This is a genomic window from Tumebacillus lipolyticus (assembly GCF_042682745.1).
Taxonomy (GTDB): domain Bacteria; phylum Bacillota; class Bacilli; order Tumebacillales; family Tumebacillaceae; genus Tumebacillus_A; species Tumebacillus_A lipolyticus.
The window spans coordinates 267469-288298 of record NZ_JBHUIO010000009.1 but is presented as its reverse complement, the minus strand read 5'-3'; the positions used below and the strand labels follow the sequence as shown (position 1 = coordinate 288298).

At 54.3% G+C, this 20830-nt stretch carries 23 protein-coding genes; all 23 read left to right on the top strand.

From position 1 onward, the window contains the following. Positions 1–10 precede the first annotated feature (10 nt). A complete protein-coding gene (locus tag ACFSOY_RS15305) occupies positions 11–2068 on the top strand; it encodes a chemotaxis protein CheW (protein ID WP_386048051.1) in 2058 nt (685 codons plus the stop codon). 14 nt (positions 2069–2082) lie between these two features. After that, positions 2083–2559, top strand: coding sequence for a chemotaxis protein CheW (locus tag ACFSOY_RS15300; RefSeq protein ID WP_386048049.1), 477 nt, complete (start codon positions 2083–2085; stop codon positions 2557–2559). Between the two features lie 7 nt (positions 2560–2566). Beyond that, positions 2567–3190 (top strand): chemotaxis protein CheC, encoded by a 624-nt coding sequence (locus ACFSOY_RS15295; protein ID WP_386048366.1) that lies wholly within the window; start codon positions 2567–2569, stop codon positions 3188–3190. After that, positions 3187–3666: a chemotaxis protein CheD gene (locus ACFSOY_RS15290; RefSeq protein ID WP_386048048.1), complete on the top strand. Its 480-nt coding sequence runs from the start codon at positions 3187–3189 to the stop codon at positions 3664–3666. Before ACFSOY_RS15295 ends, ACFSOY_RS15290 begins: the two co-directional genes overlap by 4 nt. Further along, on the top strand, positions 3666–4082 hold the full coding sequence (locus tag ACFSOY_RS15285; protein ID WP_386048046.1) for a hypothetical protein: 417 nt from the start codon (positions 3666–3668) through the stop codon (positions 4080–4082). The genes ACFSOY_RS15290 and ACFSOY_RS15285 overlap by 1 nt, the downstream gene beginning before the upstream one ends. Positions 4083–4097: 15 nt before the next feature. Beyond that, on the top strand, positions 4098–4886 hold the full coding sequence (locus ACFSOY_RS15280) for a sigma-70 family RNA polymerase sigma factor (RefSeq protein ID WP_386048044.1): 789 nt from the start codon (positions 4098–4100) through the stop codon (positions 4884–4886). 32 nt (positions 4887–4918) lie between these two features. Further along, positions 4919–6352, top strand: coding sequence for a DUF342 domain-containing protein (locus ACFSOY_RS15275; RefSeq protein WP_386048042.1), 1434 nt, complete (start codon positions 4919–4921; stop codon positions 6350–6352). Positions 6353–6367: 15 nt separating this feature from the next. Then, a complete protein-coding gene (locus ACFSOY_RS15270) occupies positions 6368–6676 on the top strand; it encodes a hypothetical protein (RefSeq protein ID WP_386048040.1) in 309 nt (102 codons plus the stop codon). Between the two features lie 21 nt (positions 6677–6697). Further along, entirely contained in the window at positions 6698–7252 is a 555-nt protein-coding gene (locus tag ACFSOY_RS15265) for a DUF6115 domain-containing protein (protein ID WP_386048038.1), read from the top strand. Continuing rightward, positions 7252–7740, top strand: coding sequence for an MltG/YceG/YrrL family protein (locus ACFSOY_RS15260; protein WP_386048036.1), 489 nt, complete (start codon positions 7252–7254; stop codon positions 7738–7740). Before ACFSOY_RS15265 ends, ACFSOY_RS15260 begins: the two co-directional genes overlap by 1 nt. A gap of 306 nt (positions 7741–8046) precedes the next feature. Next, a complete protein-coding gene (gene rpsB / locus ACFSOY_RS15255; protein WP_386048034.1) occupies positions 8047–8748 on the top strand; it encodes a 30S ribosomal protein S2 in 702 nt (233 codons plus the stop codon). Between the two features lie 112 nt (positions 8749–8860). Next, positions 8861–9511, top strand: coding sequence for a translation elongation factor Ts (tsf, locus tag ACFSOY_RS15250; protein ID WP_386048364.1), 651 nt, complete (start codon positions 8861–8863; stop codon positions 9509–9511). A 108-nt stretch (positions 9512–9619) separates the two neighbouring features. After that, positions 9620–10339 (top strand): UMP kinase, encoded by a 720-nt coding sequence (gene pyrH, locus ACFSOY_RS15245; protein ID WP_386048032.1) that lies wholly within the window; start codon positions 9620–9622, stop codon positions 10337–10339. A 7-nt stretch (positions 10340–10346) separates the two neighbouring features. Next, positions 10347–10904: a ribosome recycling factor gene (frr, locus tag ACFSOY_RS15240; protein WP_386048030.1), complete on the top strand. Its 558-nt coding sequence runs from the start codon at positions 10347–10349 to the stop codon at positions 10902–10904. Between the two features lie 55 nt (positions 10905–10959). Next, positions 10960–11733, top strand: a complete 774-nt coding sequence (locus tag ACFSOY_RS15235; protein WP_386048028.1) for an isoprenyl transferase — start codon at positions 10960–10962, stop codon at positions 11731–11733. Between the two features lie 12 nt (positions 11734–11745). Continuing rightward, a complete protein-coding gene (locus ACFSOY_RS15230) occupies positions 11746–12555 on the top strand; it encodes a phosphatidate cytidylyltransferase (RefSeq protein WP_386048027.1) in 810 nt (269 codons plus the stop codon). Between the two features lie 32 nt (positions 12556–12587). Then, positions 12588–13751, top strand: a complete 1164-nt coding sequence (locus ACFSOY_RS15225) for a 1-deoxy-D-xylulose-5-phosphate reductoisomerase (protein ID WP_386048025.1) — start codon at positions 12588–12590, stop codon at positions 13749–13751. Then, complete coding sequence (locus ACFSOY_RS15220) at positions 13751–14320, top strand: nucleotidyltransferase domain-containing protein (RefSeq protein WP_386048023.1); 570 nt, start codon at positions 13751–13753, stop codon at positions 14318–14320. Before ACFSOY_RS15225 ends, ACFSOY_RS15220 begins: the two co-directional genes overlap by 1 nt. Positions 14321–14364: 44 nt before the next feature. Further along, on the top strand, positions 14365–15453 hold the full coding sequence (gene ispG, locus ACFSOY_RS15215) for a flavodoxin-dependent (E)-4-hydroxy-3-methylbut-2-enyl-diphosphate synthase (RefSeq protein ID WP_386048021.1): 1089 nt from the start codon (positions 14365–14367) through the stop codon (positions 15451–15453). A gap of 603 nt (positions 15454–16056) precedes the next feature. Then, entirely contained in the window at positions 16057–17430 is a 1374-nt protein-coding gene (locus ACFSOY_RS15210) for an APC family permease (RefSeq protein ID WP_386048020.1), read from the top strand. A 38-nt stretch (positions 17431–17468) separates the two neighbouring features. Next, entirely contained in the window at positions 17469–18227 is a 759-nt protein-coding gene (locus ACFSOY_RS15205) for an SDR family NAD(P)-dependent oxidoreductase (RefSeq protein WP_386048018.1), read from the top strand. Between the two features lie 167 nt (positions 18228–18394). Continuing rightward, positions 18395–20113 carry a proline--tRNA ligase gene (locus tag ACFSOY_RS15200; protein WP_386048016.1) on the top strand — a complete coding sequence of 573 codons (1719 nt, stop codon included), beginning with the start codon at positions 18395–18397 and terminating at the stop codon, positions 20111–20113. 48 nt (positions 20114–20161) lie between these two features. Beyond that, entirely contained in the window at positions 20162–20794 is a 633-nt protein-coding gene (locus tag ACFSOY_RS15195) for a glycosyltransferase family 2 protein (protein ID WP_386048014.1), read from the top strand. Positions 20795–20830 lie beyond the last annotated feature (36 nt).

The window sequence follows — 20830 nt, the reverse complement described above, 5'->3', positions numbered from 1 at the left end:
GTGTCTTGAAATGGACATGAATCAATATCTTGATATGTTCATTGAAGAATCAAAAGAGCATCTGCAAGCTATCAATGAAAACCTGCTGGCTTTAGAGCAGTCACCTCAGTCGCTCGACATCGTAAACGTTGTGTTTCGCTCCGCCCACACCCTTAAAGGGATGGCGGCGACGATGGGCTTTGAAAAGATGGCGCATCTGACCCATGAGATGGAAAACGGTCTCGATCTGATGCGCAATGGCATCTTGGCTGTCAACGGCGATGTGATGGACGTTTTGTTCAGCTGTGTCGACCTCTTGGAGGGGCAGCTGACGCAGATTATCGAAGTGGGCAACGACAGCTCTGTCGATATTGAGCTGACCGTCGAAAAATTGAAAGCGCTCGTATCTGGCAAGCCAGCTTCCTCCGCTCAAGCACCGATCGTCGAAGCGGAGACGGCAGGGGGAGAGACGACGGCGGACGGCGTGAACTTCAACGAGTATGAATCGACCATTCTCCGCCAATCGCAGGAGAGCGGGTTTAATTCGTACAAGATCATCGTCACGCTCAACGAAAAATGCATCATGCGGGCAGCGCGCGCCTACATGGTTTTCGATGCGTATGAGCGAGCGGGAGAGATCATCAAATCAGAGCCGAGCGTCGAGGATCTGGAAGAAGAAAAGTTTGAAAAAGACTTCATGATCGTGCTGGTCACCAAAAAGGATCAGGACAGCCTGCGCGCCCTCGGGATGAACATCTCCGAAGTGGCGGACGTCCAAGTGACGCAAGTGCAGGTGGAGCATCATCAGGAGCAGGAAGAAGAGCAAGCGGCCAAGGTGGAAGTGGCTGCTGCCAAAGCGCCAGCACCTGTGAAGCAGAGCGCGCAGATCGACCCATCGAAAGCGCAAGCGGCAGCAGACAACAAAAAGGCGCACATCGGCAAATCGGTTCGCGTCGACATCGATCGCCTCGACGTGCTGATCAACCTGTTCTCCGAACTGGTCATCGACCGCACGCGTCTTGAACAGATCTCTAAAGAGATCGGAAACTCCGATCTGATTGAGACGGTCGAACATATGAGCCGCATCTCCACCGACCTGCAAAATTTGGTCATGACGATCCGCATGGTGCCGGTCGACACCGTCTTCAACCGCTTCCCGCGCATGATTCGAGATCTGGCGCGCGAGCTGGGCAAGAAGGTCGACTTTATCATCCGCGGTCAGGAGACGGAGCTCGATCGCACGGTGATCGACGAGATCGGCGATCCGCTGGTGCATCTGTTGCGCAACTCGATCGACCACGGTGTCGAGATGCCTTCCGTCCGCAAGGAGCAAGGCAAGAGCGATACGGGTCGCGTCGAACTGGTCGCTTTCCAATCGGGCAACCATGTGTTCATCGAGATCACCGACGACGGCAATGGGATCAATCGGGAGCGCGTGCTGAAGAAAGCGATCGACAAAGGCTTGATCGATCCGCTGAGCGCAGAGACGATGCCCGACATTCAGGTGTTCGACCTGCTGTTCCACTCCGGTTTCTCGATGGCCGATAAGATTTCGGACATCTCCGGTCGCGGTGTAGGCCTCGATGTGGTCAAGACCAAGATCGAATCGCTCGGCGGTCGGGTCGTCGTGCAGTCTGCCCTCGGCCAAGGGACGAAGTTTTCCATCCAACTGCCGCTCACGCTGTCGATCATTCAAGCGATGCTCGTTCAGATTGCAGACGAGAAATATGCGATTCCGCTCTCCTCGATCATCGAGACGGCGATCATCAAGAAGTCGGACATCAAGCGTGTGCATCGCCAAGATGTGATCGATTTCCGTGGCAAGGTAGTTCCGCTGCTCGATCTGGAGCGGGTGTTCTCGGTGCCGCGCTCGGTTGAGAGCGAAGTGGACGAGGTGAACGTCGTGATCGTGCGCAAAGGTGAAAAGATGGCCGCTCTTTCGGTCGACTTCTTCATTGGCCAGCAGGAAGTGGTGCTCAAGTCGCTCGGGAAATATCTGACCGGCACCGTGTTCGCCATCTCCGGCGCGACCATCTTGGGCGATGGTCAAGTGGCTCTGATCATGGATTGCAACGCTTTGATTCAATAAGGAGGGGAAACGACATGTTGGAGCGCAAAGACATTGTAGAAGAGAGTAAAGTTATCATTTTCAGCCTGGTGGATGAAGAGTACGGGGTTGAAGTTGCTCAAGTTCGTTCCATCGAAAAGATGCAGAATATCACCCGCGTGCCGCGCACACCAGATTTTGTGAAAGGCGTTATCAACCTGCGCGGTGTGGTAACCCCGGTCATCGATCTGAAAACTCGCTTTTCCTTGGGCAAAGAGGAGTACACCGAATCGACCCGCATCATCATCGTTGCGGTAGAGGACATGGAAGTGGGCTTGATCGTCGATGCGGCGAACGATGTGATCGACATTCCGGTCAACTCGATCGAACAGCCGCCGGCAGTCGTGGGTGGAATCAAAGCTTCCTATCTGCGCGGCGTTGCCAAGCTGGATAACCGCCTGCTGATCATGCTCAATCTGGACAAGGTGCTCAGCAACGAGGAGATCCAAGCGATGTCGATGATGGAGCGCTAAAGCGATGATGGAGGATATCCGAAATCTCGGAGAAATCCAACTGAGTTGCTTGCGTGAGGTGGGGAACATCGGCGCAGGTCATGCGGCAACTTCCCTGTCCAAACTGCTCCAATCTGAGATCCACATGAACGTCCCTCGCGTCTGCGTGGTCGGGTTTGATGAGATCGCAGATGTTGTCGGTGGTGCAGAACAGGTTGTGATCGGCATCTTCCTCCGCGTGGAGGGCGAGTTGCCGAGCAGCATCTTCTTCCTCTTGCATCAGGAGAGCGCCAAACGGTTGGTTTCTGGCCTCGTCGGTTCTTACGGATCGGGCGATCAGGAGGAGTTCACGGAGATGGAGATCTCCGCCTTGCAAGAGATCGGCAACATTTTGGCCGGCTCTTACCTCTCCTCGCTCGCCGATTTTACCAAAAAGGATATGCAGCCGACCCCTCCTGCGATCTCGGTCGATATGGCGGGGGCGATTCTGAGCATCGGTCTGATTCAGCTAGGTCCTGTATCAGACTATGCTCTTGTGGTCGATACAGAGTTTCGACAAGGGGATCTGGAGATCCATGGACACTTCTTCCTGCTCCCTGACCCAGGTTCTGTCAATTTATTGTTTGAGTCTTTAGGGGTGGCGAGCGTATGAACGTGATCAGAGTGGGAATGGCCGACGTCGGTACAGCATCCTCTCCAGATTCGTTGCGCACGACTGGGCTCGGGTCTTGCGTGGGAATCGCACTGTATGATCCGTATGCGAAGGTTGCTGGGCTTGCCCACATCATGTTGCCAACTGCGACCAGCGCAGAGGAAAAAAATCGAGCAAAGTATGCCAATACGGCAGTGCCGATGTTAATTCAGATGATGGAGCAGATCGGCGCCAATAAAAGGCGGATCGTGGCAAAGCTTGCGGGCGGGGCGCAGATGTTTACGTTTGCAGGTCAAAGCGACCTGATGCGCATCGGCCCACGCAACGTGGAAGCTGTCAAACAGGCTCTATCGGCGTTCACCATTCGGATCACTGCGGAAGATACGGGCGGCAATTGCGGCCGCACCATCGAGTTGAGCGGCGTTGACGGATCACTTCTAATCAGGACAGCAAAACAAGGAGTAACGACGATCTGATGAAGCATCTTGGACTTCAAGTTGGCCTTGGCGTGTTTGGTTTTATTCTCGCAACAGGATTGTCTCTTATCGCAGGGAACTCGATGCTGACCAGCATGACGCGTGGTCTGATCGGGCTGTTCGGACTCTTTTTGCTCGGCTATCTCTGCAAACTCGTCCTGCGCCTCTTTGTTGGGGAGTTGAAAAAGGATGAGGTGCTCGGGCAGCATATCGACCTTTTGCTGCCCGAACAGGCACCGACAGAACAGGTCGCTCGCCAGCAGGAGGCGAGTGAACGGTCTGCAGACAGAGAGCAAGAGGAGGAACTGAAGGAAAGCTTCGTGCCGTTGCATCATGCGCTGACCAAGCGCTCTCCCACCGAGGAGGAAGCTCGCAATATGGCGGAGGCACTGCGACATCTTAAAGAATTAAACTGATAGGTGGTGGTGGAGATGAAGCAACTGCAACACATGGAGCAAACTGAGCTTCTATGGACTCGTTGGCAGCATGATCAAGACAAACAGGCGCGCGATGCTCTCGTTGTCGCTCATCTTCCACTGGTACACAAAGTCGTTTATAAGATGTCGAGCGGATGGCATGCTGCCATCAACTTTGATGACCTGATCTCGATGGGAACGCTCGGGCTGATCGAGGCGATCGAGCGCTTCGATCGGGCGAGAGGCTATGAGTTCGCCACATTTGCCACCTGGCGCATTCGCGGGGCGGTGCTGGACGGGCTGCGCAGCTTAGACTGGGTGCCGCGCTCTCTGCGTTCGAAAGCGAAGGAGATCGAAGCGGCGTACGCGACGCTTGAGCACGAGCTGCTCCGCTCAGCGCTGGACGAAGAGGTGGCGGAGCGGTTGAACATGCCGCTGCCCGAGTTTCGACAGGCGCTTCACGAACTGTCCGTTTCACCGCTCGTCTCCTTGGACAACGTCTTGCGCAGCGATGAGAGCGGAAACGATGTGTTAGTCTCCGATGCGATCATCGATCCGAATGCGCCACTGCCGGAGACATCGATCGAGCGGTCGATGGTGCAGGACGTGTTGACCAAAGTGCTGGAACGACTGCCAGAGAAAGAGCGGATGGTCATCCTCCTGCACTACTATGAGGATTTTTCATTTAAAGATATTGCTGAGGTTTTGGGTTTGTCTGGCTCGCGCGTTTCCCAACTGCACACCAAGGCGATTTACCGGCTGCGTGGGGCTTTGAGTCGCCTCAAGCTTGAGTTGAGATCCTAGAAGAGAAGGATTCTGAAGGTGGGGGGTATATCATGGAGAACAAACAAGATGAGACCAGCTTTTGGCTCAAGAACTGCCATGTCACCGTGGATGGTGGTTTGACAGCCTATTTGACCATGAGCGACGCACTGATTCAAGAACAGAGCTTCCCGCAATTAACCTATCAAGGCTTGGTAGAATTCTTACGTCACAATGGTGTCACATTCGGGATCGACATGGTTGCCTGCCAACAGATTGTGATGAATCCGCGCGGCTATATCGGCTTTCGAACGAAAGTGGCAACAGGTCAAGCACCTCGGCACGGAGAAAACGCGATCATCGATGTTCTGCTCGAAGACCAGATGCATGTTCCGCGCAAGTTGGAAGATGGTCGAGTCGATTTTTTTGATCTCGGGGTTGTGCGCACTGTGCACAAAGGGCAGGTCGTAGCGACGAAAAAGCCTGCGACAGAAGGTGTGCAAGGCGTTGGGGTCAACGGAGCGCCGATCATGGCCAAACCGGGGCGTGACTTCCGTTTGCCACAGGGGAAGAACACGGTGATCAGCGCAGATGGACTGCAATTGATCGCAGATAAAGATGGACATGTTTCCTACACGCCGCGCGATGTGAAGATCAACATCTTCGACGTGTTTGAGGTGAACAGCGATGTCGACTTTTCTGTAGGAAACATCGAATTCCTGGGGAGTGTGTCCATTCGCGGCAACGTCTTGTCTGGCTTTAAGATCGTGGCGGCAGGTGACATTGAGATCGCGGGCAACGTGGAGAGCGCTGTGCTGGAAGCGGGCGGAGATGTGATCATTCGCGGCGGCGTTCAGGCGCGCGGCAAAGGCATGATCAAGGCGGGCGGAACGGTCAGAGCGCGCTTTATGCAAGGCGGAGTCGTCGACGCGGGCGTCGATGTGATCGTGCGCGACTCGATCATGCACTGCACGATCTCGGCCGGACGCAACATCTTCATGGAGGCGCAAAAGTCGGTGATCGTCGGCGGGATGGTGCGAGCAGGCGAAGAGGTTCGCACGCGCACGCTCGGCTCTCCGATGGCGACTCCTACCGAGGTGGAAGTCGGGGTGCATCCGCAGTTGCGGTCGGAGATGCAGGAATTGCATCAACGAATGAAAGATCTGCAACAGAACATGGACAAAACAAAAAAAGCGTTAGTGCTGCTCGACAATATGGCGGGCATCAGCAACCAGCTTCCTCCGGATAAAGCTGCGATGCGCAAAAATCTCTCTGTGACCTATGAACACTACTTGAACGAGGAAGAAGAGCTGATGTTCCGCCGTTCGGAGATCGAAGCGATTCTTTTGGATACCAGACGTGCAAAAGTGCTTTGCATCGATGTGGTTTACGGCGGTGTCAAGTTGACGCTCGGCACACAGGTCGCCTATGTGCGAGATTCTCGTGTCGGCCCGGTCGCCTATAAGATCACAGATGGTGAATTGACGTCCAGTTCTGTCACTTCATAGCCAGGAGGTGCGATCATGTCGCTCAAAGCGGTGGAATTGCAAGTCGCGGTGCCAAGAACGGTCGAACACAGCAGGCTTATGCAAAACCAGCAACACCAATCCACTTTGGCAGGCGCAATGAACTCGGAATCGTTAGCAGACCGAACAGAGCGTGCAGAACAGACGGTGATCGCATCTGAGGAGAACGCGCGCGCAGAGCTCCAAGATGGGCAGGAAGGCAAGCAGAGGCGAGAGCGCAAGCAAGGCCACGGGCACCCAGAACCGGAACGAGAGGAAGCAGCTCCCCATCCGTATAAGGGGCATCGCTTGGACATCAAGTTGTAAGGAGAGCGAGGACGGTACCTGATGAATCAACTCTATCTTTACGTAGCACTGATCGGCGTCGCGCTCGTCTTATTCGCGCTCACCCGCACCAAACAAATGCCGCTTCCGCAAACGCAGCCGCCTGCGAACTCGCAAGTCGTGGCTGATCAGGAAATGAAAGAGCTGATCGAAAGCTTCATGAACGATCTTGAGCGTGACCATCATACACTGCTGGAGAAATTCACACAGCTTTCGATCGAACAAAAACAGCGGGCGGCTGAGCGAGAGGATTCGATTCGCAGCTTGGAAGCTCGCGTAGAAGAGCTGGAGGCGATGCTCGCAGCATCGGCTGGCGCTAAAGCGGTGCCTGCGCAGGGAGTTCCGCACTTGCAAGCTGTTGTTCCCCCCTTGGCTGCGACATCGTCGTCGCGCACAGAAGGCCAAGAGCGACCGGCTTTCACAGCGAATGATAAATATGCTCCTGTGCTCGATTTCGCGCGACATGGCTATACTCCTGAACAGATCGCGAGGGAGACGGGGATCGGAATCGGGGAGATCATGCTCGTCATCGAGCTCGCCAAGCGGGGTGAAGACTGATGGACGCTCGGAAGTTCTTTCTCGGTCTGGGCACCGGCATGATCGCAGCCACGCTGATCATCGGCGCGGGCGGTGAATGGCTGGCCGATCAGGCAGCAGGCTCGCAGCAGACGGTGCAAGCGCCGCCAAGCTCAGATTGGCGAGCGGAGGCCGAACAAGCAGGGCTGGTCGTGCTGAAGAAAGAGGAGTACCAGCAACAGCTCACATCGGCAGAGGAAAAAGGAGCGCAGCAGCAGGCAGCACAGCAGAAGGAAGCGCAGGCGCAACAGGGCGCTTCTGACAGCGTGTTCGTCTATATTCAGCCAGGCATGGGCACGACAGATGTCGCCATCCTTCTGCAGGCGGCAGGCGTGATCTCAGATGGCAATGGGTTTATCGCTTCCCGCGGAGAATGGTCCAATCCGATTCGCTCCGGCGCATATGAATTGAAGAAAAACTCCAACCCGAAAGATGTGCTAAAAGCGATTGCGACACCGCCTTCAAACTGAGGCGGATTTTGTTATGTAAAAATAGGCTGAGCGAATTCGAATTCGCTCAGCCTATTTTTATGTTGGTGGGTCGTTGCCTGCAACGTCGATCGAGAGCGTGCGATCCGAGCAAAAAAATCGCCAAGACATTAGCGAAATGGCTGGAATCTCTTGCACATGAATGTAACGTGTGCTATATTAATTCTCGGTGTGAAAACACAACACACGTCTGCCTGACTGTTTCGAAGGTGCTGGCCCGCGGGGTGAGTGTCGAAACGGATTGACGGCGGCGGAGGAAAAAACCATTTTGAGAGGAGGCTGACGATCATGGCGATCATCAGCATGAAGCAACTGCTTGAGGCAGGCGTCCACTTCGGTCATCAGACCCGTCGTTGGAACCCGAAAATGTCTCGCTACATCTTCACCGAACGTAACGGCATCTACATCATCGACCTTCAAAAGACTGTAAAGAAGGTTGAAGAAGCGTACAACTTTGTACGCGATCTGGCTGCTGAGGGCAAAGACCTTCTCTTTGTCGGCACCAAGAAGCAAGCTCAAGACTCTGTGAAGGAAGAAGCGGAGCGCGCAGGCCAGTTCTTCGTGAACCAACGTTGGCTGGGCGGCACGCTGACCAACTTCTCCACCATTCAAAAGCGTATCAACCGTCTGAAAAAGCTTGAGCAAATGGAGCAAGACGGCACTTTTGAAGTACTTCCGAAGAAAGAAGTTATCATTCTGAAGAAGGAAATGGAGCGTCTTGAGAAGTTCTTGGGCGGTATCAAGGACATGAAGGGTCTCCCGGGCGCGCTGTTCATCATCGACCCGCGCAAAGAGCGCATCGCGGTTGCTGAAGCGCGCAAACTGGGCATCCCGATCGTTGCGATCGTTGACACCAACTGCGATCCGGACGAGATCGACTACGTAATTCCGGGCAACGACGATGCAATCCGCGCGGTGAAACTGCTCACCGGCAAGATTGCTGACGCGATCCTGGAAGGTCGTCAAGGCGAAGATAACATCAACGAGTAGTCTTTGAGAGGGTGGCCTTAGGGTGTTTTGCCCTAACCACCCTTTTTACCTACTCGATTTAGGAAAACACTCTTCTAATCATGGGTATGATACAATCAAGGAGGGAAATGACATGACCATTTCTGCAAACCTCGTAAAAGAATTGCGCGAAAAAACTGGCGCAGGCATGATGGACTGTAAAAAAGCTCTTGTTGAAACCAACGGAGATATGGAAAAAGCGATCGACTTCCTGCGTGAAAAAGGTCTGGCAGCAGCTGCGAAAAAATCTGGCCGGATCGCTGCGGAAGGCCTCGTGGAATCTTACATCCACGCTGGCGGCAAGATCGGCGTACTGCTTGAGATCAACTGCGAAACTGACTTTGTAGCGAAAAACGAAGACTTCAAATCCTTCGTGCGCGACATCGCGATGCACATCGCGGCTGCGAAGCCTACATATCTGTCCCGCGAAGAAGTTTCGCCAGAAGTGATCGAGCACGAGAAAGAAATTCTGCGCGCACAAGCTCTCAACGAAGGCAAGCCGGCGAACATCGTTGACAAGATGGTCGAAGGCCGCGTTCAAAAGTACTTCAAAGAGAACTGCCTGCTTGAGCAAGAGTTCGTCAAAGATCCGGATAAGACGATCGAGACGATCGTAAAAGAAAAGATCTCCAAAATCGGTGAGAACATCAACATCCGCCGCTTCGTTCGCTGGGAGATGGGTGAAGGTCTTGAGAAGAAGGTTGATAACTTCGTAGAAGAAGTTATGAGCCAAGTGAAGAAGTAAGGTGCAATTTTAGGGCGACCGAAGGGAACACTTTCCGTGTTCCCTTTTTTCAAGCCAAGGCAGGAAATGGATACATCACGTAGAAACTACTGTATTGGAGGATAGGCAATGCTTCTGCCAAAATATAAGCGTGTCATTCTCAAATTAAGCGGTGAGGCACTTGCTGGTGAGGCCGGATATGGGATCACAGCAGGCGTCATCTCCTCGGTAGCTCATCAGATTCGCGATATTGTCGAACTGGGTGCACAGGTAGCGGTCGTTGTAGGCGGTGGCAACATTTGGCGTGGCGTCGCTGGAAGCAAGCAAGGTATGGATCGTGCGACGGCAGACTACATGGGGATGCTGGCGACTGTGCTCAATGCGCTCGCCCTGCAAGATGCACTCGAAAACGTCGGTGTGGACACACGTGTACAGACATCCATTGAAATGCGTCAAGTGGCTGAACCATACATAAGACGCCGGGCGATCCGGCACTTAGAAAAAAATCGTGTCGTCATTTTTGCTGCTGGTACAGGCAACCCTTATTTCTCAACAGACACAACAGCAGCGCTGCGGGCTGCGGAGATCGAAGCAGAAGTCATCCTCATGGCGAAAAACAATGTGGATGGCGTATATGATGCTGACCCGAAAAAAGTGGCGACCGCGTCTAAGTTTCAAAAGCTCACCTATATGGATGTGCTGAACAAAGGGCTCGGTGTCATGGACACGACGGCGATCACACTGTGTATGGATAACAAGATTCCGATCGTTGTGTTCAACCTATCGGAAGAAGGCAATATCAAACGAGCGATCCTCGGCGAAGAGATCGGAACAATTGTTGAGGGGTGAATAGTAGATGGTCAATGAATTGTTGAAAAGCATGAATGATCGCATGGAAAAAGGGATCGGGAGCGTCAAGCGCGAGTTTGCGACCGTGCGTGCCGGCCGTGCTACGCCGGCGCTTTTGGACCGTGTACAAGTCGAATATTACGGCAGCGTAATGCCGATCAACCAGGTAGCAAACGTTTCTGCACCGGAGCCGCGCATGCTGGTTATCCAGCCGTGGGACAAAGGAACGTTGTCAGACATCGAAAAAGCGATCACCAAGGCTGATCTGGGGTTGACTCCGACCAATGATGGATCGGTGATCCGCATCGCGATTCCGCAGTTGACCGAGCAGCGTCGACTTGACTTGGTTAAGCAAGTGAAGAAGATGTCAGAAGAAGGGCGCGTTGCGATCCGCAACATTCGCCGCGACATAAATGACGAACTGAAGAAGCTGGAGAAAAGCGGCGACATCTCCGAAGATGAGAGCCGTCGCACGCAGGAGAAAGTCCAGAAGGAAACAGATCGTTACATCGGGGAAATTGACAAGTTGCTTGCATCGAAAGAGCAGGAAATCATGGAAGTATAAAACCGTCGCCCCCCTTGGCAAGAGGGGGGTATTTTTGACGTGGGGGACATCCTGTATGCTACGACGACTCATTCGCTTTTTTCAGAAAGCGCCGACAGAAATGAAAGATGAACATGGGATCGTTATGGACAGCGTGCCAAACCACGTAGCCATCATCATGGATGGGAACGGACGTTGGGCCAAAAGGCGTGGCTTGCCGCGCATCGCCGGCCACCGAGCGGGGATGCAGGCTGTAAAAGAGATCACCACAGCTGCTGACGACATCGGGGTCAAGGTCTTGACACTATATGCGTTCTCAACAGAAAACTGGAAGCGACCCACCGATGAGGTCGATTTCTTGATGCGGTTGCCAGAAGAGTTTTTGCGCTTAGAACTGGAAACGCTGATGAAAAGAAACTGCCAGATTCGCATTCTCGGCTACATCGATCGACTTCCTGAGCACACTCGGAAAGTAGTGCAGGATGCGGAGCGAAAGACGAAGGACAACACCGGTCTGATCTTGAACATCGCGCTCAACTATGGCAGTCGTTCTGAGATACTTCACGCTGTGAAAAAGATTGCGCAAGATGTGGTGGACGGCACGCTTGCGGTGGACGAGATCGACGAGCAGGTGATGGAGCGCTCGCTGTTGACCGACGGGCTTCCCGATCCTGACCTGTTGATTCGCACATCGGGAGAAGTGCGCTTGTCAAACTTTCTGCTCTGGCAGTCGGCCTACACAGAGTTTTGGTTTACCGACATGTTTTGGCCCGACTTTAAACGGGAAGATTTCTTCCATGCGATCCGCGAGTTTCAAGGGCGGGGTCGGCGGTTCGGTGGACTCAAATAGAGGAGGAAGCTCATGTTATACCAACGAGTCCTGACCGGCGTGATCGGTGGGACCCTACTCTTAGGCATTGTCTGGTATGGCGGAGTGCCGTTTCAGTTAGTTCTTGCGCTGCTCGCCGGCTTGGCATTTCGCGAGCTGGTGAAAATGCGCGGTTTTGGCACGTTTTCCGCCCCGGCCTTGCTTGGATACCTCGTGACGCTTGGCCTGGCCACACACCCGCTATGGCGCGAGTCATGGGCGCTTTCTGCGGCCCCCGACTCGATTTCGATTTTTTGGCTCATCCTCGTCCTGTTCAGCTTTCTGACGATCAGTGTGGTGAGCAGGAATCGCTACACCTTTCAAGATATGACCTATCTGTTTGCGGGGACGCTTTATGTCGGCCTCGCGTTTCAATGCGCGATCATGTTGCGCATCGACGACGGGCTTGGTCTGCGCTACTTCCTGTTCCTGTTGCTTTTGATGTGGTCGAGCGATTCGTTCGCCTATTTTGTCGGGCGCGCGCTGAAAGGACCGAAGATCTGGCCGGCCATCTCACCGAACAAGACGGTGTCTGGTTCGGTCGGCGGCGTGGTTGGTGCGATGCTCGTCGGCATCGTGTTTGCCGCGATGTACGAACTGCCGCTCTGGCCGTGGCTGTTGATGTCTGCTGTGCTTTCTGTTGTTGGACAGCTAGGGGACTTTGTCGAATCGGGTTTGAAGCGATCGCTTGACGTCAAAGATTCTGGGACGCTCTTGCCAGGTCATGGCGGCGTGCTCGATCGGTTTGACTCGCTGATCTTCAGCGCTCCCCTGGCGTATTACTGGATGCTTGGGATCATATAGTAGCGGGAATGCACCAGATCTGAGGTGACTGAATGTCTCGAAAGATATCATTGTTAGGTTCGACCGGTTCGGTCGGCACGATGACTTTAGAGGTTGTCGCAGCGCACCCGGAAGAGTTTCGGGTCGCATGTTTGGCAGCAGGGCGCAACACCGATCTGCTGATCGAGCAGATCGAACAGTTTAATCCAGAGCTGGTCAGCGTCGCAGACGAGGCTGGACGTGCTCTTGTGCGCGATCGCTTTGGCGATCGCGTGAATGTGATGGTCGGCCAAGAAGGCTTGATCGCCGCTGCCACCCATCCTGATGTGGAGATCGTGGTGACGGCGGTGGTTGGTGCGGTCGGACTGTTGCCGACGATAAAAGCGCTGGAAGCGGGCAAGCATATCGCGCTAGCAAACAAAGAGACGCTGGTCGCTGCCGGCCATCTGGTCATGGATCTCGCGCGTTCGAAAGGATGCCATATCCTGCCGGTCGATAGCGAGCATTCGGCGATCTACCAATGCTTGCACCGTGAGCGCTCCGTCGATGTCGACCGCTTGCTGATCACCGCTTCTGGCGGATCGTTCCGCGACAAGACGCGCGAGGAGATGGCGGTCGCAACGGTAGCAGGAGCTTTAAATCATCCGAACTGGGCGATGGGTGCCAAGATCACCATCGACTCAGCGACTCTGATGAACAAAGGGTTGGAAGTGATCGAGGCGCATTGGCTGTTCGATATGCCGTATGAGCGAATCGACGTGTTGGTTCATCCTGAGAGCATCATCCACTCGCTGGTTGAGTTTGTCGACGGCTCGGTGATGGCGCAGCTCGGCTCGCCCGACATGCGCATCCCCATTCAATATGCGCTCGGGTATCCGCATCGATTGCCCGGGCAATATAAGCGACTTCGGCTGCTAGAAGTTGGAAAGCTACACTTTGTGGAACCTGACTTTGATCGCTTCCCCCTTTTGCGGATATGCTTCGAAGCGGGGCGAGCTGGCGGCTCGATGCCAACGGTCCTCAATGCGGCCAACGAGGTGGCAAACGAGATGTTTCGCGCAGGAAAGATCGGGTTTCTCGATATCGAGAAGACGGTTGAGCGCGTGATGGATCGCCACAAGCTGACCTCCTACCCGAGCCTCGACCAGGTGTTGGAAGCGGACGCATGGGCGCGCGAGACGGCGCGTGAAGTGATTCGGGCGCTGGAGATGAGATGATGCTGAACAACAGCCTAGATCGAGCGCTGTTTCAGATCGCTTCCGCTTTCACAGAGGCGGGGATCACATGGGGAGTAGGCGGTTCACGCCTGCTCCTCGCGCATAAGATCGTCGATTCGGCTCGCGACTTGGATCTGCTCGTCTCCATGCGATCGGCAGAGCGTGCTCTGCGCCTGATGCGGGAGCTGGGAGTTGGCGAAGTGAGCCAAGCGAAGGCGCCGTTCTGTTCTCGACACTTTTCACAGCATCGCCTGTCAGGGGTGGACGTCGATCTGATCGCTGGCTACCGAATCGAGCACTTGCAAGGCGTGTACGAGCAGGTGTTCGATACAGATTCGATCTCAGGAACTGTAGCGCTCGGCGATCTGGAGATTCCACTGTCTTCGCTTGAGGACTGGTATGTGACCTATCAGCTCTATCCGCAGAAAGCGCAACGGGCAGAACTGATCGAATCGCACTTTCAAAAAAGTGGGCTTGCGCGACCTGACCTGTTGTATCGGGCTCTGCAAGGCGTTCTGCCAGACGAGGTGCGTGTACGAATCGAGCGGTTGCTGGTACAATTGACTTAGGATCTCTCGAAGGCACCACGACAATGAAATGGGAGAGTGAAAGTATGTTGATTCATCGTTCCAAGACCCGTCCGGTTCAGGTCGGCGATGTGACGATCGGCGGTTCGGATTCTGTTGTGTTGCAATCGATGACCATGACGAAGACGGCCGACGTGAAAGCTACCGTCGAGCAGATCAAGCGGCTGGAAGATGCGGGATGTCAGATCGTGCGCGTCACCGTAAACAACATGGAGGCGGCAGAAGCGATCAAAGAGATCAAACGCCAGATTTCGATTCCGCTTGTTGCTGACATTCACTTTGACTATAAGCTGGCCGTCAAAGCGGTGGAAAATGGAATCGACAAAGTGCGGATCAATCCGGGGAACATCGGCAAGCGCGAGAAGGTCGAAGAGGTTGTCAAGGCTTGCAAAGAGCGAGGCGTGCCGATCCGCATCGGGGTGAACGCCGGCTCCTTGGAAAAGCACATATTGGATAAATATGGATACCCAACGGCGCAAGGGATGCTGGAAAGCGCCGAGCTTCATGTGGGCATTCTTGAGGATCTCGGCTTTGAAGATATCATCATCTCGATGAAGGCGTCCGATGTACCGCTGGCGATCGATGCCTATACGTTGGCGGCTGAGCGCTTCAACTATCCGCTGCATCTCGGGATCACCGAGGCGGGTACGATCTTCTCCGGAACTGTGAAAAGTGCAGCCGGGCTGGGGGCGCTGCTGGCCAAGGGCATCGGCTCTACGATGCGCGTATCGCTGTCCGCCGATCCGGTGGAAGAGATCAAAGTCGGGCGCGAACTGCTGAAATGCTATGGGCTCGCATCGAACGCGGTCACGCTGATCTCCTGCCCAACTTGCGGCAGGATCGAGATCGACCTGATCTCGATTGCCAATGAGATCGAGAACTACGTCTCAACAATCAAGGCGCCGATCAAAGTCGCAGTTCTCGGTTGTGCCGTCAATGGCCCAGGCGAAGCGCGGGAAGCTGATATCGGGATTGCAGGCTCGCGTGGGGAAGGGCTGCTGTTCCGCCACGGGGAGATCGTCCGCAAGATCCCAGAAGCGACGATGGTAGAGGAACTGAAAAAAGAGATTGACGCGCTGGCAAAGCAGTATGAGCTGACCGGCTCGCTCAAATAAACGGGCAAGGAAAAGCGTTCAGACCTAACGGTCTGAGCGCTTTTTTTGTTGCCAGATCATTCGCCAGCATGCCCTGATCGAAGGAGTGAGCAGGATGTCACCACAAGGGTTTCGAGAATGTTTGGGAGCGTATGGAGAGGCGAAGGGGGCGTCAAAAACAGTTGGAGATCGAAAAAGATTGCCTCAGAAGTAAAGTAAATAAGAAATACTCGATTAATTAATGAGTCTGATAAAACGCTCAATTAGGACTTGGTTCAAGAGCGGGCAAAAAGTAAACTCATCGATCGGCCGTACAGTAAGGAAGCAAGTGTGAAGACGATTGTAAGCGAAGAACCCAAAGAAGATAAGGGAAAATAATGAGGAATAGAAACAAATTGGCAACAGAAATTTAGTTCCTGAGAAATTACTCATATAAGTAGTTACAACGCTTGAATATTAATGTATAATGAATGAATATTAGAATTGAACTAGTTTTGAGGTAGCAACTATACTGTATTTCGAAGATTTTGATTAAATCAATTATTCCGGAAGGAGGTGGAAGCACATTGAATACTCCATTGTGGGGGGGTATCCAAAAATCCTTTGCGGAAGAGGTGTTTTCCAATGGCACAGCTAGACATGCAATCGGGCACAAACTTTGGTTACAAACAGGAGCTCAAGCGAACGCTTACGTTTAAAGATCTTGTCATCTTCGGGTTGATCACCATGCTTCCGATCGCGCCCACCCAAGTCTATGGAATGATCGCTCCGAGCAGTTTTGGCATGGCACCGCTCGTCTATCTGGTCGGGATCGTCGCCATGCTGTTCACGGCGCTGTCCTATAGCAAGATGAGCAGAGAATTTCCGTTTGCCGGGTCTGTGTACTCGTTCGTGCAGCGCGGATTGAATCCGCACATCGGATTTGTGACGGGGTGGTTGATCATCATCGACTATATCCTCGTTCCAGCATTGCTTTATTCTTTTGCAAGCATTTGGATCGCTGGGGTGTTTCCTGCCGTTCCCACTCTTGTCTGGGTACTTATCTTTTTGTTAGTAAACACATATATCAACGTCAGAGGGGTCTCGCTGGCCGCGAAGACGAACATCCTCTTCCTGATCGTTGAACTTTTTGTCGTCTTACTCTTCATCTGGTTTGCGATCAAGTACGTATTTCTCGATGGAGGCGGCGTTGGTGGATTTTCTGTCGATCCGCTCTATCAGCCAGGGAAGGTCGACCTCGGGTTTTTGGCGACAGCAACTTCGATCGCCGTGCTTGGATTTTTAGGCTTTGACTCGATCTCCACCTTGTCAGAAGAGGTGAAAAGCCCGCAAAAGACGGTCGGCAGAGCGACCATCACCGCGCTGGTTCTGATCGGTGTGCTGTTCATCGTGCAATCCTTTTTGGCGGCGCTGGTGCAGCCCGATTATTCGAACCTGCATCCAGATCTCGCTTTCTTCGACATCACGCGCATCGTCGGCGGCGACTTCCTCTATTACATCTGGATCATGGTGGGCGTCGCTGCGGTGGGCATCGCCAACGCCTTGACAGTTCAGGCGGCCGTTTCGCGCGTCTTGTATTCGATGGGCAGAGACAAGCTGTTGCCGTTCTCCAACTTTTTGGGCAGAATCCATCCGAAGTTTCAAACGCCAGCGAACGCAACCTGTTTTGTTGCTCTACTCTCGATCGTGATTGCAGTATCTGTCGAGGTGAAGACGTTGATCATGTACGTCAATTTTGGGGCGCTGACCTCGTTTATGGTGCTGCACCTCGCCGTGATCTACCACTTCTTCTTTCGAAAGAAGGAGCGAGGGTGGAAAGCGATCCTCAGCTACCTGCTGTTTCCGCTGATCGGATTTGGCATTTTGCTCTTCGTCTGGTTGGGGTTTGACGCGATGACCTATGCGCTCGGGTTCTCATGGGTTGTGATCGGGGTGATCATCGGATATTTCAAATCGAATCGCTACAAAGAGGTGCCGCCCGCGCTGCGAGATGTGTAAACCGAGATGAGAGAGATCAAGAAGAGGAGGAGGAGCGAATGAGGCTCGCAAATAAAGTGGCGATCGTCACAGGTGCAGCGCAAGGAATCGGCGCAGCCACAGCCCGCAAGTATGCGCGAGAAGGGGCGAAGGTGGTGCTGACCGATCTGTTGGACAAAGGATCGGCTGTCGCGCAGGAGATCCGCGACGAGGGATTCGACTGCGACTTCTTCCAAGCGGACATCGCCAAGTCTTCCGATGTACAAGCGCTGATTCAACACGCCGTCCAAACGTACGGCGCTCTGCATGTGATCTGCAATGTCGCAGGGATCAACATTCCTGGATCGGTGGTCGATCTGGACGAGTCGATTTGGGATTTGACGTTTGCTGTGAACGTCAAGTCGATGTTTCTCACCGCCAAATACGGCATTCCAGAAATGATCAAGTGCGGCGGCGGTTCGATCATCAACACCGGATCGGCCAACTCGTTTGTCGCCGAGCCGATGCTCAGCGCGTATGTCGCGTCAAAAGGCGGCATCCTGATGCTGACCAAGCAGATGGCGCTCGACTTTGCGAAGGATAATATCAGAGTCAACTGCGTCTGCCCTGGCTGGGTGGACACCACGATCAACGATGCGCACCACGACCTGTTCGGAGGGCGCGCTGTGCTCGAAGCGGCGATCGAAGAGGTGCAGCCGATCGGCCGGGTCATCCGCCCGGAGGAGATCGCCGATGTCAACCTGTTTCTCGCCTCTGATGAATCGTCCTCGATGACAGGAAGCGCGATCGTCTGTGACGGTGGCATCACAGCCAAATAAGCGAAGTTGTTCCAATCCCCGGACTTTGGCGTCCGGGGATTTTTTGACCGATGGCAGAGGGGAAAAGGCGGGCTACAAAAGGCTCCACAGGTAGATTTCACTTTGTGTTTTGGTACGAAATACCTTACAATAAAGAATCATGTTATCAAGACTTGGAGGAACATAAGATGCGCCAGAACAAGATGATTTTGCCCACATTGCGGGAAGTGCCGAAAGAAGCGGAAATAACCAGCCACCGACTGATGTTGCGCGCGGGGCTGATCCGCCAACTCGCCTCGGGGATCTATACATACTTGCCACTCGGTTTGCGCGTATTGAAAAAAGCGGAGCAGATCGTTCGGGAGGAGATGGAGCGCGCAGGTGCACAGGAGCTGCTCTTCTCCGCCTTGCAGCCGGCAGAGCTGTGGCATCAGACGGGGCGATGGGATGATTACGGCCCTGAATTGGTGCGCTTGCACGACCGCCACGATCGCGACTTCGTGCTCGGGCCGACGCATGAGGAAGTGATCACGACGTTGGTCAAACAGGAGGTCTCCTCCTACAAGAAGCTCCCGATCAACCTCTTCCAAATTCAGACAAAGTATCGGGACGAGCGCCGTCCTCGCTTCGGCGTGATGAGAGCGCGCGAGTTTGTGATGAAAGATGCGTATTCGTTCCATACCTCTTGGGACGACTTGGACGTCACCTACAAGGCGATGTATGAAGCGTACAACAACATCTTCACCCGCCTCGGGCTGTTCTTCCGCCCGGTTGAAGCGAACGCGGGCGCGATTGGCGGCGAGGGTGAAAACCACGAGTTCATGGCGATGGCAGAGGTCGGGGAGGACACGATCGCAGTTTGCTCGCACTGCGAGTACGCGGCCAACCTCGAAAAGGCGGAAGCGGCTGGACATGAAGCTGCAGGGCTGCAACCTTCTGAAGAAATCGCTGCAACTGAAAAGCTGCACACGCAGGACATCAAGACGATCGACCAACTGGTCGAATCGCTCAGCTTGGAAGCTTCTCGCTTCTTGAAGACGATCGTGTATCTGGCAGATGGAGAGCCGGTGGTTGCGGTTGTGCGCGGCGATCATGATGTCAATGAGACCAAGTTGAAAGACCTCGTCGCCGCTACCACCCTTGAGCTGGCAAACGACACGACGATCGAAAGAACGTTGAACGCTCCGGTCGGCTTTATCGGTCCGGTCGGCCTCACCGGTGTCAAGATCATCGTCGACCGCGAAGCGGCACAGGTCACAGCGGGGATCACCGGAGCGAACGAGCGCGACTATCACATCACCAACGTGGTGATCGGCCGCGACTACACGCCCGATCAAGTGGCTGATATCCGCAACGTGATCGAAGGCGATCGATGCCCGAACTGCGCAGAAGGGTCGCTGGAGTTCCATCGCGGCATCGAATGCGGTCACATCTTTAAGCTGGGGACAAAATACTCGGCGAAGATCGGGGCGACCTATCTGGATGAAAACCAAAAATCGCAAGAGATGATCATGGGCTGTTACGGCATCGGCATCTCTCGCTGCTTGGCAGCGATCATCGAGCAAAACAACGATGAGAGCGGCATCATCTGGCCGATCGCAGTCGCGCCGTTCCACGTGCATGTGATTCCGGTCAACGTGAAGGATGCGGAGCAGGTAGCGATCGCCGAAAATCTGTACCGCCGCCTGCAGGCGCAGGGCATCGATGTGCTGCTCGACGATCGCGACGAGCGCCCGGGCGTCAAGTTCAAAGATTCGGATCTGATCGGCCTGCCGCTGCGCATCACCGTCGGCAAGCGTGCGAGCGAAGGCATCGTCGAATTTAAAGTGCGCAAGACGGGCGAGTCGGTCGAGCTGTCTGTCGAGAAAGCGTTCGAAGAAGTGACCGGCCTCGTGCTCGGTCAGTGAGGAGGCGGAAGCGAGGGGGAGGAGAGATAGGGTACTTCCGCTAGAGGAGTGATCCCCCTGCTTACCTTGATCATCCCTGCTTACAATGAGGTGAACAACATCGAACGCGTGCTCGATGTTGTTGTGAAGATGCCCGATTTCCAACAAATTGTTGTGGTCGATGACGGATCGTTCGACGGGACTTATGATAAAATCAGATCGTACCCGGTCGAATCGATCCGCTTTGAGCAGAATCGCGGTAAAGGAGCTGCGATCTGGGCGGGCGTGCAACAAGCTCGCCATCCGTACGTGATGCTCTTGGATGCAGATTTGATCGGACTTCGCGAGGTACATCTGCGAAGTCTGATCGAACCTGTCGTTTACGGCGATGCGGCGATGTCGCTCGGCCTGTTTGGCACCGGACGACTGGCCACAGATTGGGCACAGCGCGTGGCCCCTGCGTTGACAGGGCAGCGTGTGCTGCGACGGGAAGTGCTCACATCCTTGCCGCTGATCGAAAGCGCTCGATATGGGGTAGAGGTGGCGCTGAACCGCCATGTTCGCCAGTCCGGTCTCAAGGTGGCCGCAGTGGAGCTCGATCGGCTGACCCACCAGATGAAAGAGGAGAAGCTCGGACTGCTCTCCGGCTTCAAGGCGCGGATGAGGATGTACTGGGATATCATGCGAGTGTTGATCCGCTAGCGCTTGCTTGCTTCATTTTGCTTGCTACATGTTGAT

Coding starts and splice junctions, on each gene's coding strand:
- ACFSOY_RS15225 (WP_386048025.1), top strand. CDS start 12,588: ATGTCTCGAAAGATATCATTGTTAGGTTCGACCGGTTCGGTCGGCACG.
- ACFSOY_RS15290 (WP_386048048.1), top strand. CDS start 3,187: ATGAACGTGATCAGAGTGGGAATGGCCGACGTCGGTACAGCATCCTCT.
- ACFSOY_RS15260 (WP_386048036.1), top strand. CDS start 7,252: ATGGACGCTCGGAAGTTCTTTCTCGGTCTGGGCACCGGCATGATCGCA.
- tsf (WP_386048364.1), top strand. CDS start 8,861: ATGACCATTTCTGCAAACCTCGTAAAAGAATTGCGCGAAAAAACTGGC.
- ACFSOY_RS15205 (WP_386048018.1), top strand. CDS start 17,469: ATGAGGCTCGCAAATAAAGTGGCGATCGTCACAGGTGCAGCGCAAGGA.
- frr (WP_386048030.1), top strand. CDS start 10,347: ATGGTCAATGAATTGTTGAAAAGCATGAATGATCGCATGGAAAAAGGG.
- ACFSOY_RS15265 (WP_386048038.1), top strand. CDS start 6,698: ATGAATCAACTCTATCTTTACGTAGCACTGATCGGCGTCGCGCTCGTC.
- ACFSOY_RS15270 (WP_386048040.1), top strand. CDS start 6,368: ATGTCGCTCAAAGCGGTGGAATTGCAAGTCGCGGTGCCAAGAACGGTC.
- ispG (WP_386048021.1), top strand. CDS start 14,365: ATGTTGATTCATCGTTCCAAGACCCGTCCGGTTCAGGTCGGCGATGTG.
- ACFSOY_RS15285 (WP_386048046.1), top strand. CDS start 3,666: ATGAAGCATCTTGGACTTCAAGTTGGCCTTGGCGTGTTTGGTTTTATT.
- ACFSOY_RS15230 (WP_386048027.1), top strand. CDS start 11,746: ATGTTATACCAACGAGTCCTGACCGGCGTGATCGGTGGGACCCTACTC.
- ACFSOY_RS15235 (WP_386048028.1), top strand. CDS start 10,960: ATGCTACGACGACTCATTCGCTTTTTTCAGAAAGCGCCGACAGAAATG.
- rpsB (WP_386048034.1), top strand. CDS start 8,047: ATGGCGATCATCAGCATGAAGCAACTGCTTGAGGCAGGCGTCCACTTC.
- ACFSOY_RS15300 (WP_386048049.1), top strand. CDS start 2,083: ATGTTGGAGCGCAAAGACATTGTAGAAGAGAGTAAAGTTATCATTTTC.
- ACFSOY_RS15210 (WP_386048020.1), top strand. CDS start 16,057: ATGGCACAGCTAGACATGCAATCGGGCACAAACTTTGGTTACAAACAG.
- ACFSOY_RS15280 (WP_386048044.1), top strand. CDS start 4,098: ATGAAGCAACTGCAACACATGGAGCAAACTGAGCTTCTATGGACTCGT.
- ACFSOY_RS15220 (WP_386048023.1), top strand. CDS start 13,751: ATGCTGAACAACAGCCTAGATCGAGCGCTGTTTCAGATCGCTTCCGCT.
- ACFSOY_RS15275 (WP_386048042.1), top strand. CDS start 4,919: ATGGAGAACAAACAAGATGAGACCAGCTTTTGGCTCAAGAACTGCCAT.
- ACFSOY_RS15295 (WP_386048366.1), top strand. CDS start 2,567: ATGGAGGATATCCGAAATCTCGGAGAAATCCAACTGAGTTGCTTGCGT.
- pyrH (WP_386048032.1), top strand. CDS start 9,620: ATGCTTCTGCCAAAATATAAGCGTGTCATTCTCAAATTAAGCGGTGAG.
- ACFSOY_RS15200 (WP_386048016.1), top strand. CDS start 18,395: ATGCGCCAGAACAAGATGATTTTGCCCACATTGCGGGAAGTGCCGAAA.
- ACFSOY_RS15305 (WP_386048051.1), top strand. CDS start 11: ATGGACATGAATCAATATCTTGATATGTTCATTGAAGAATCAAAAGAG.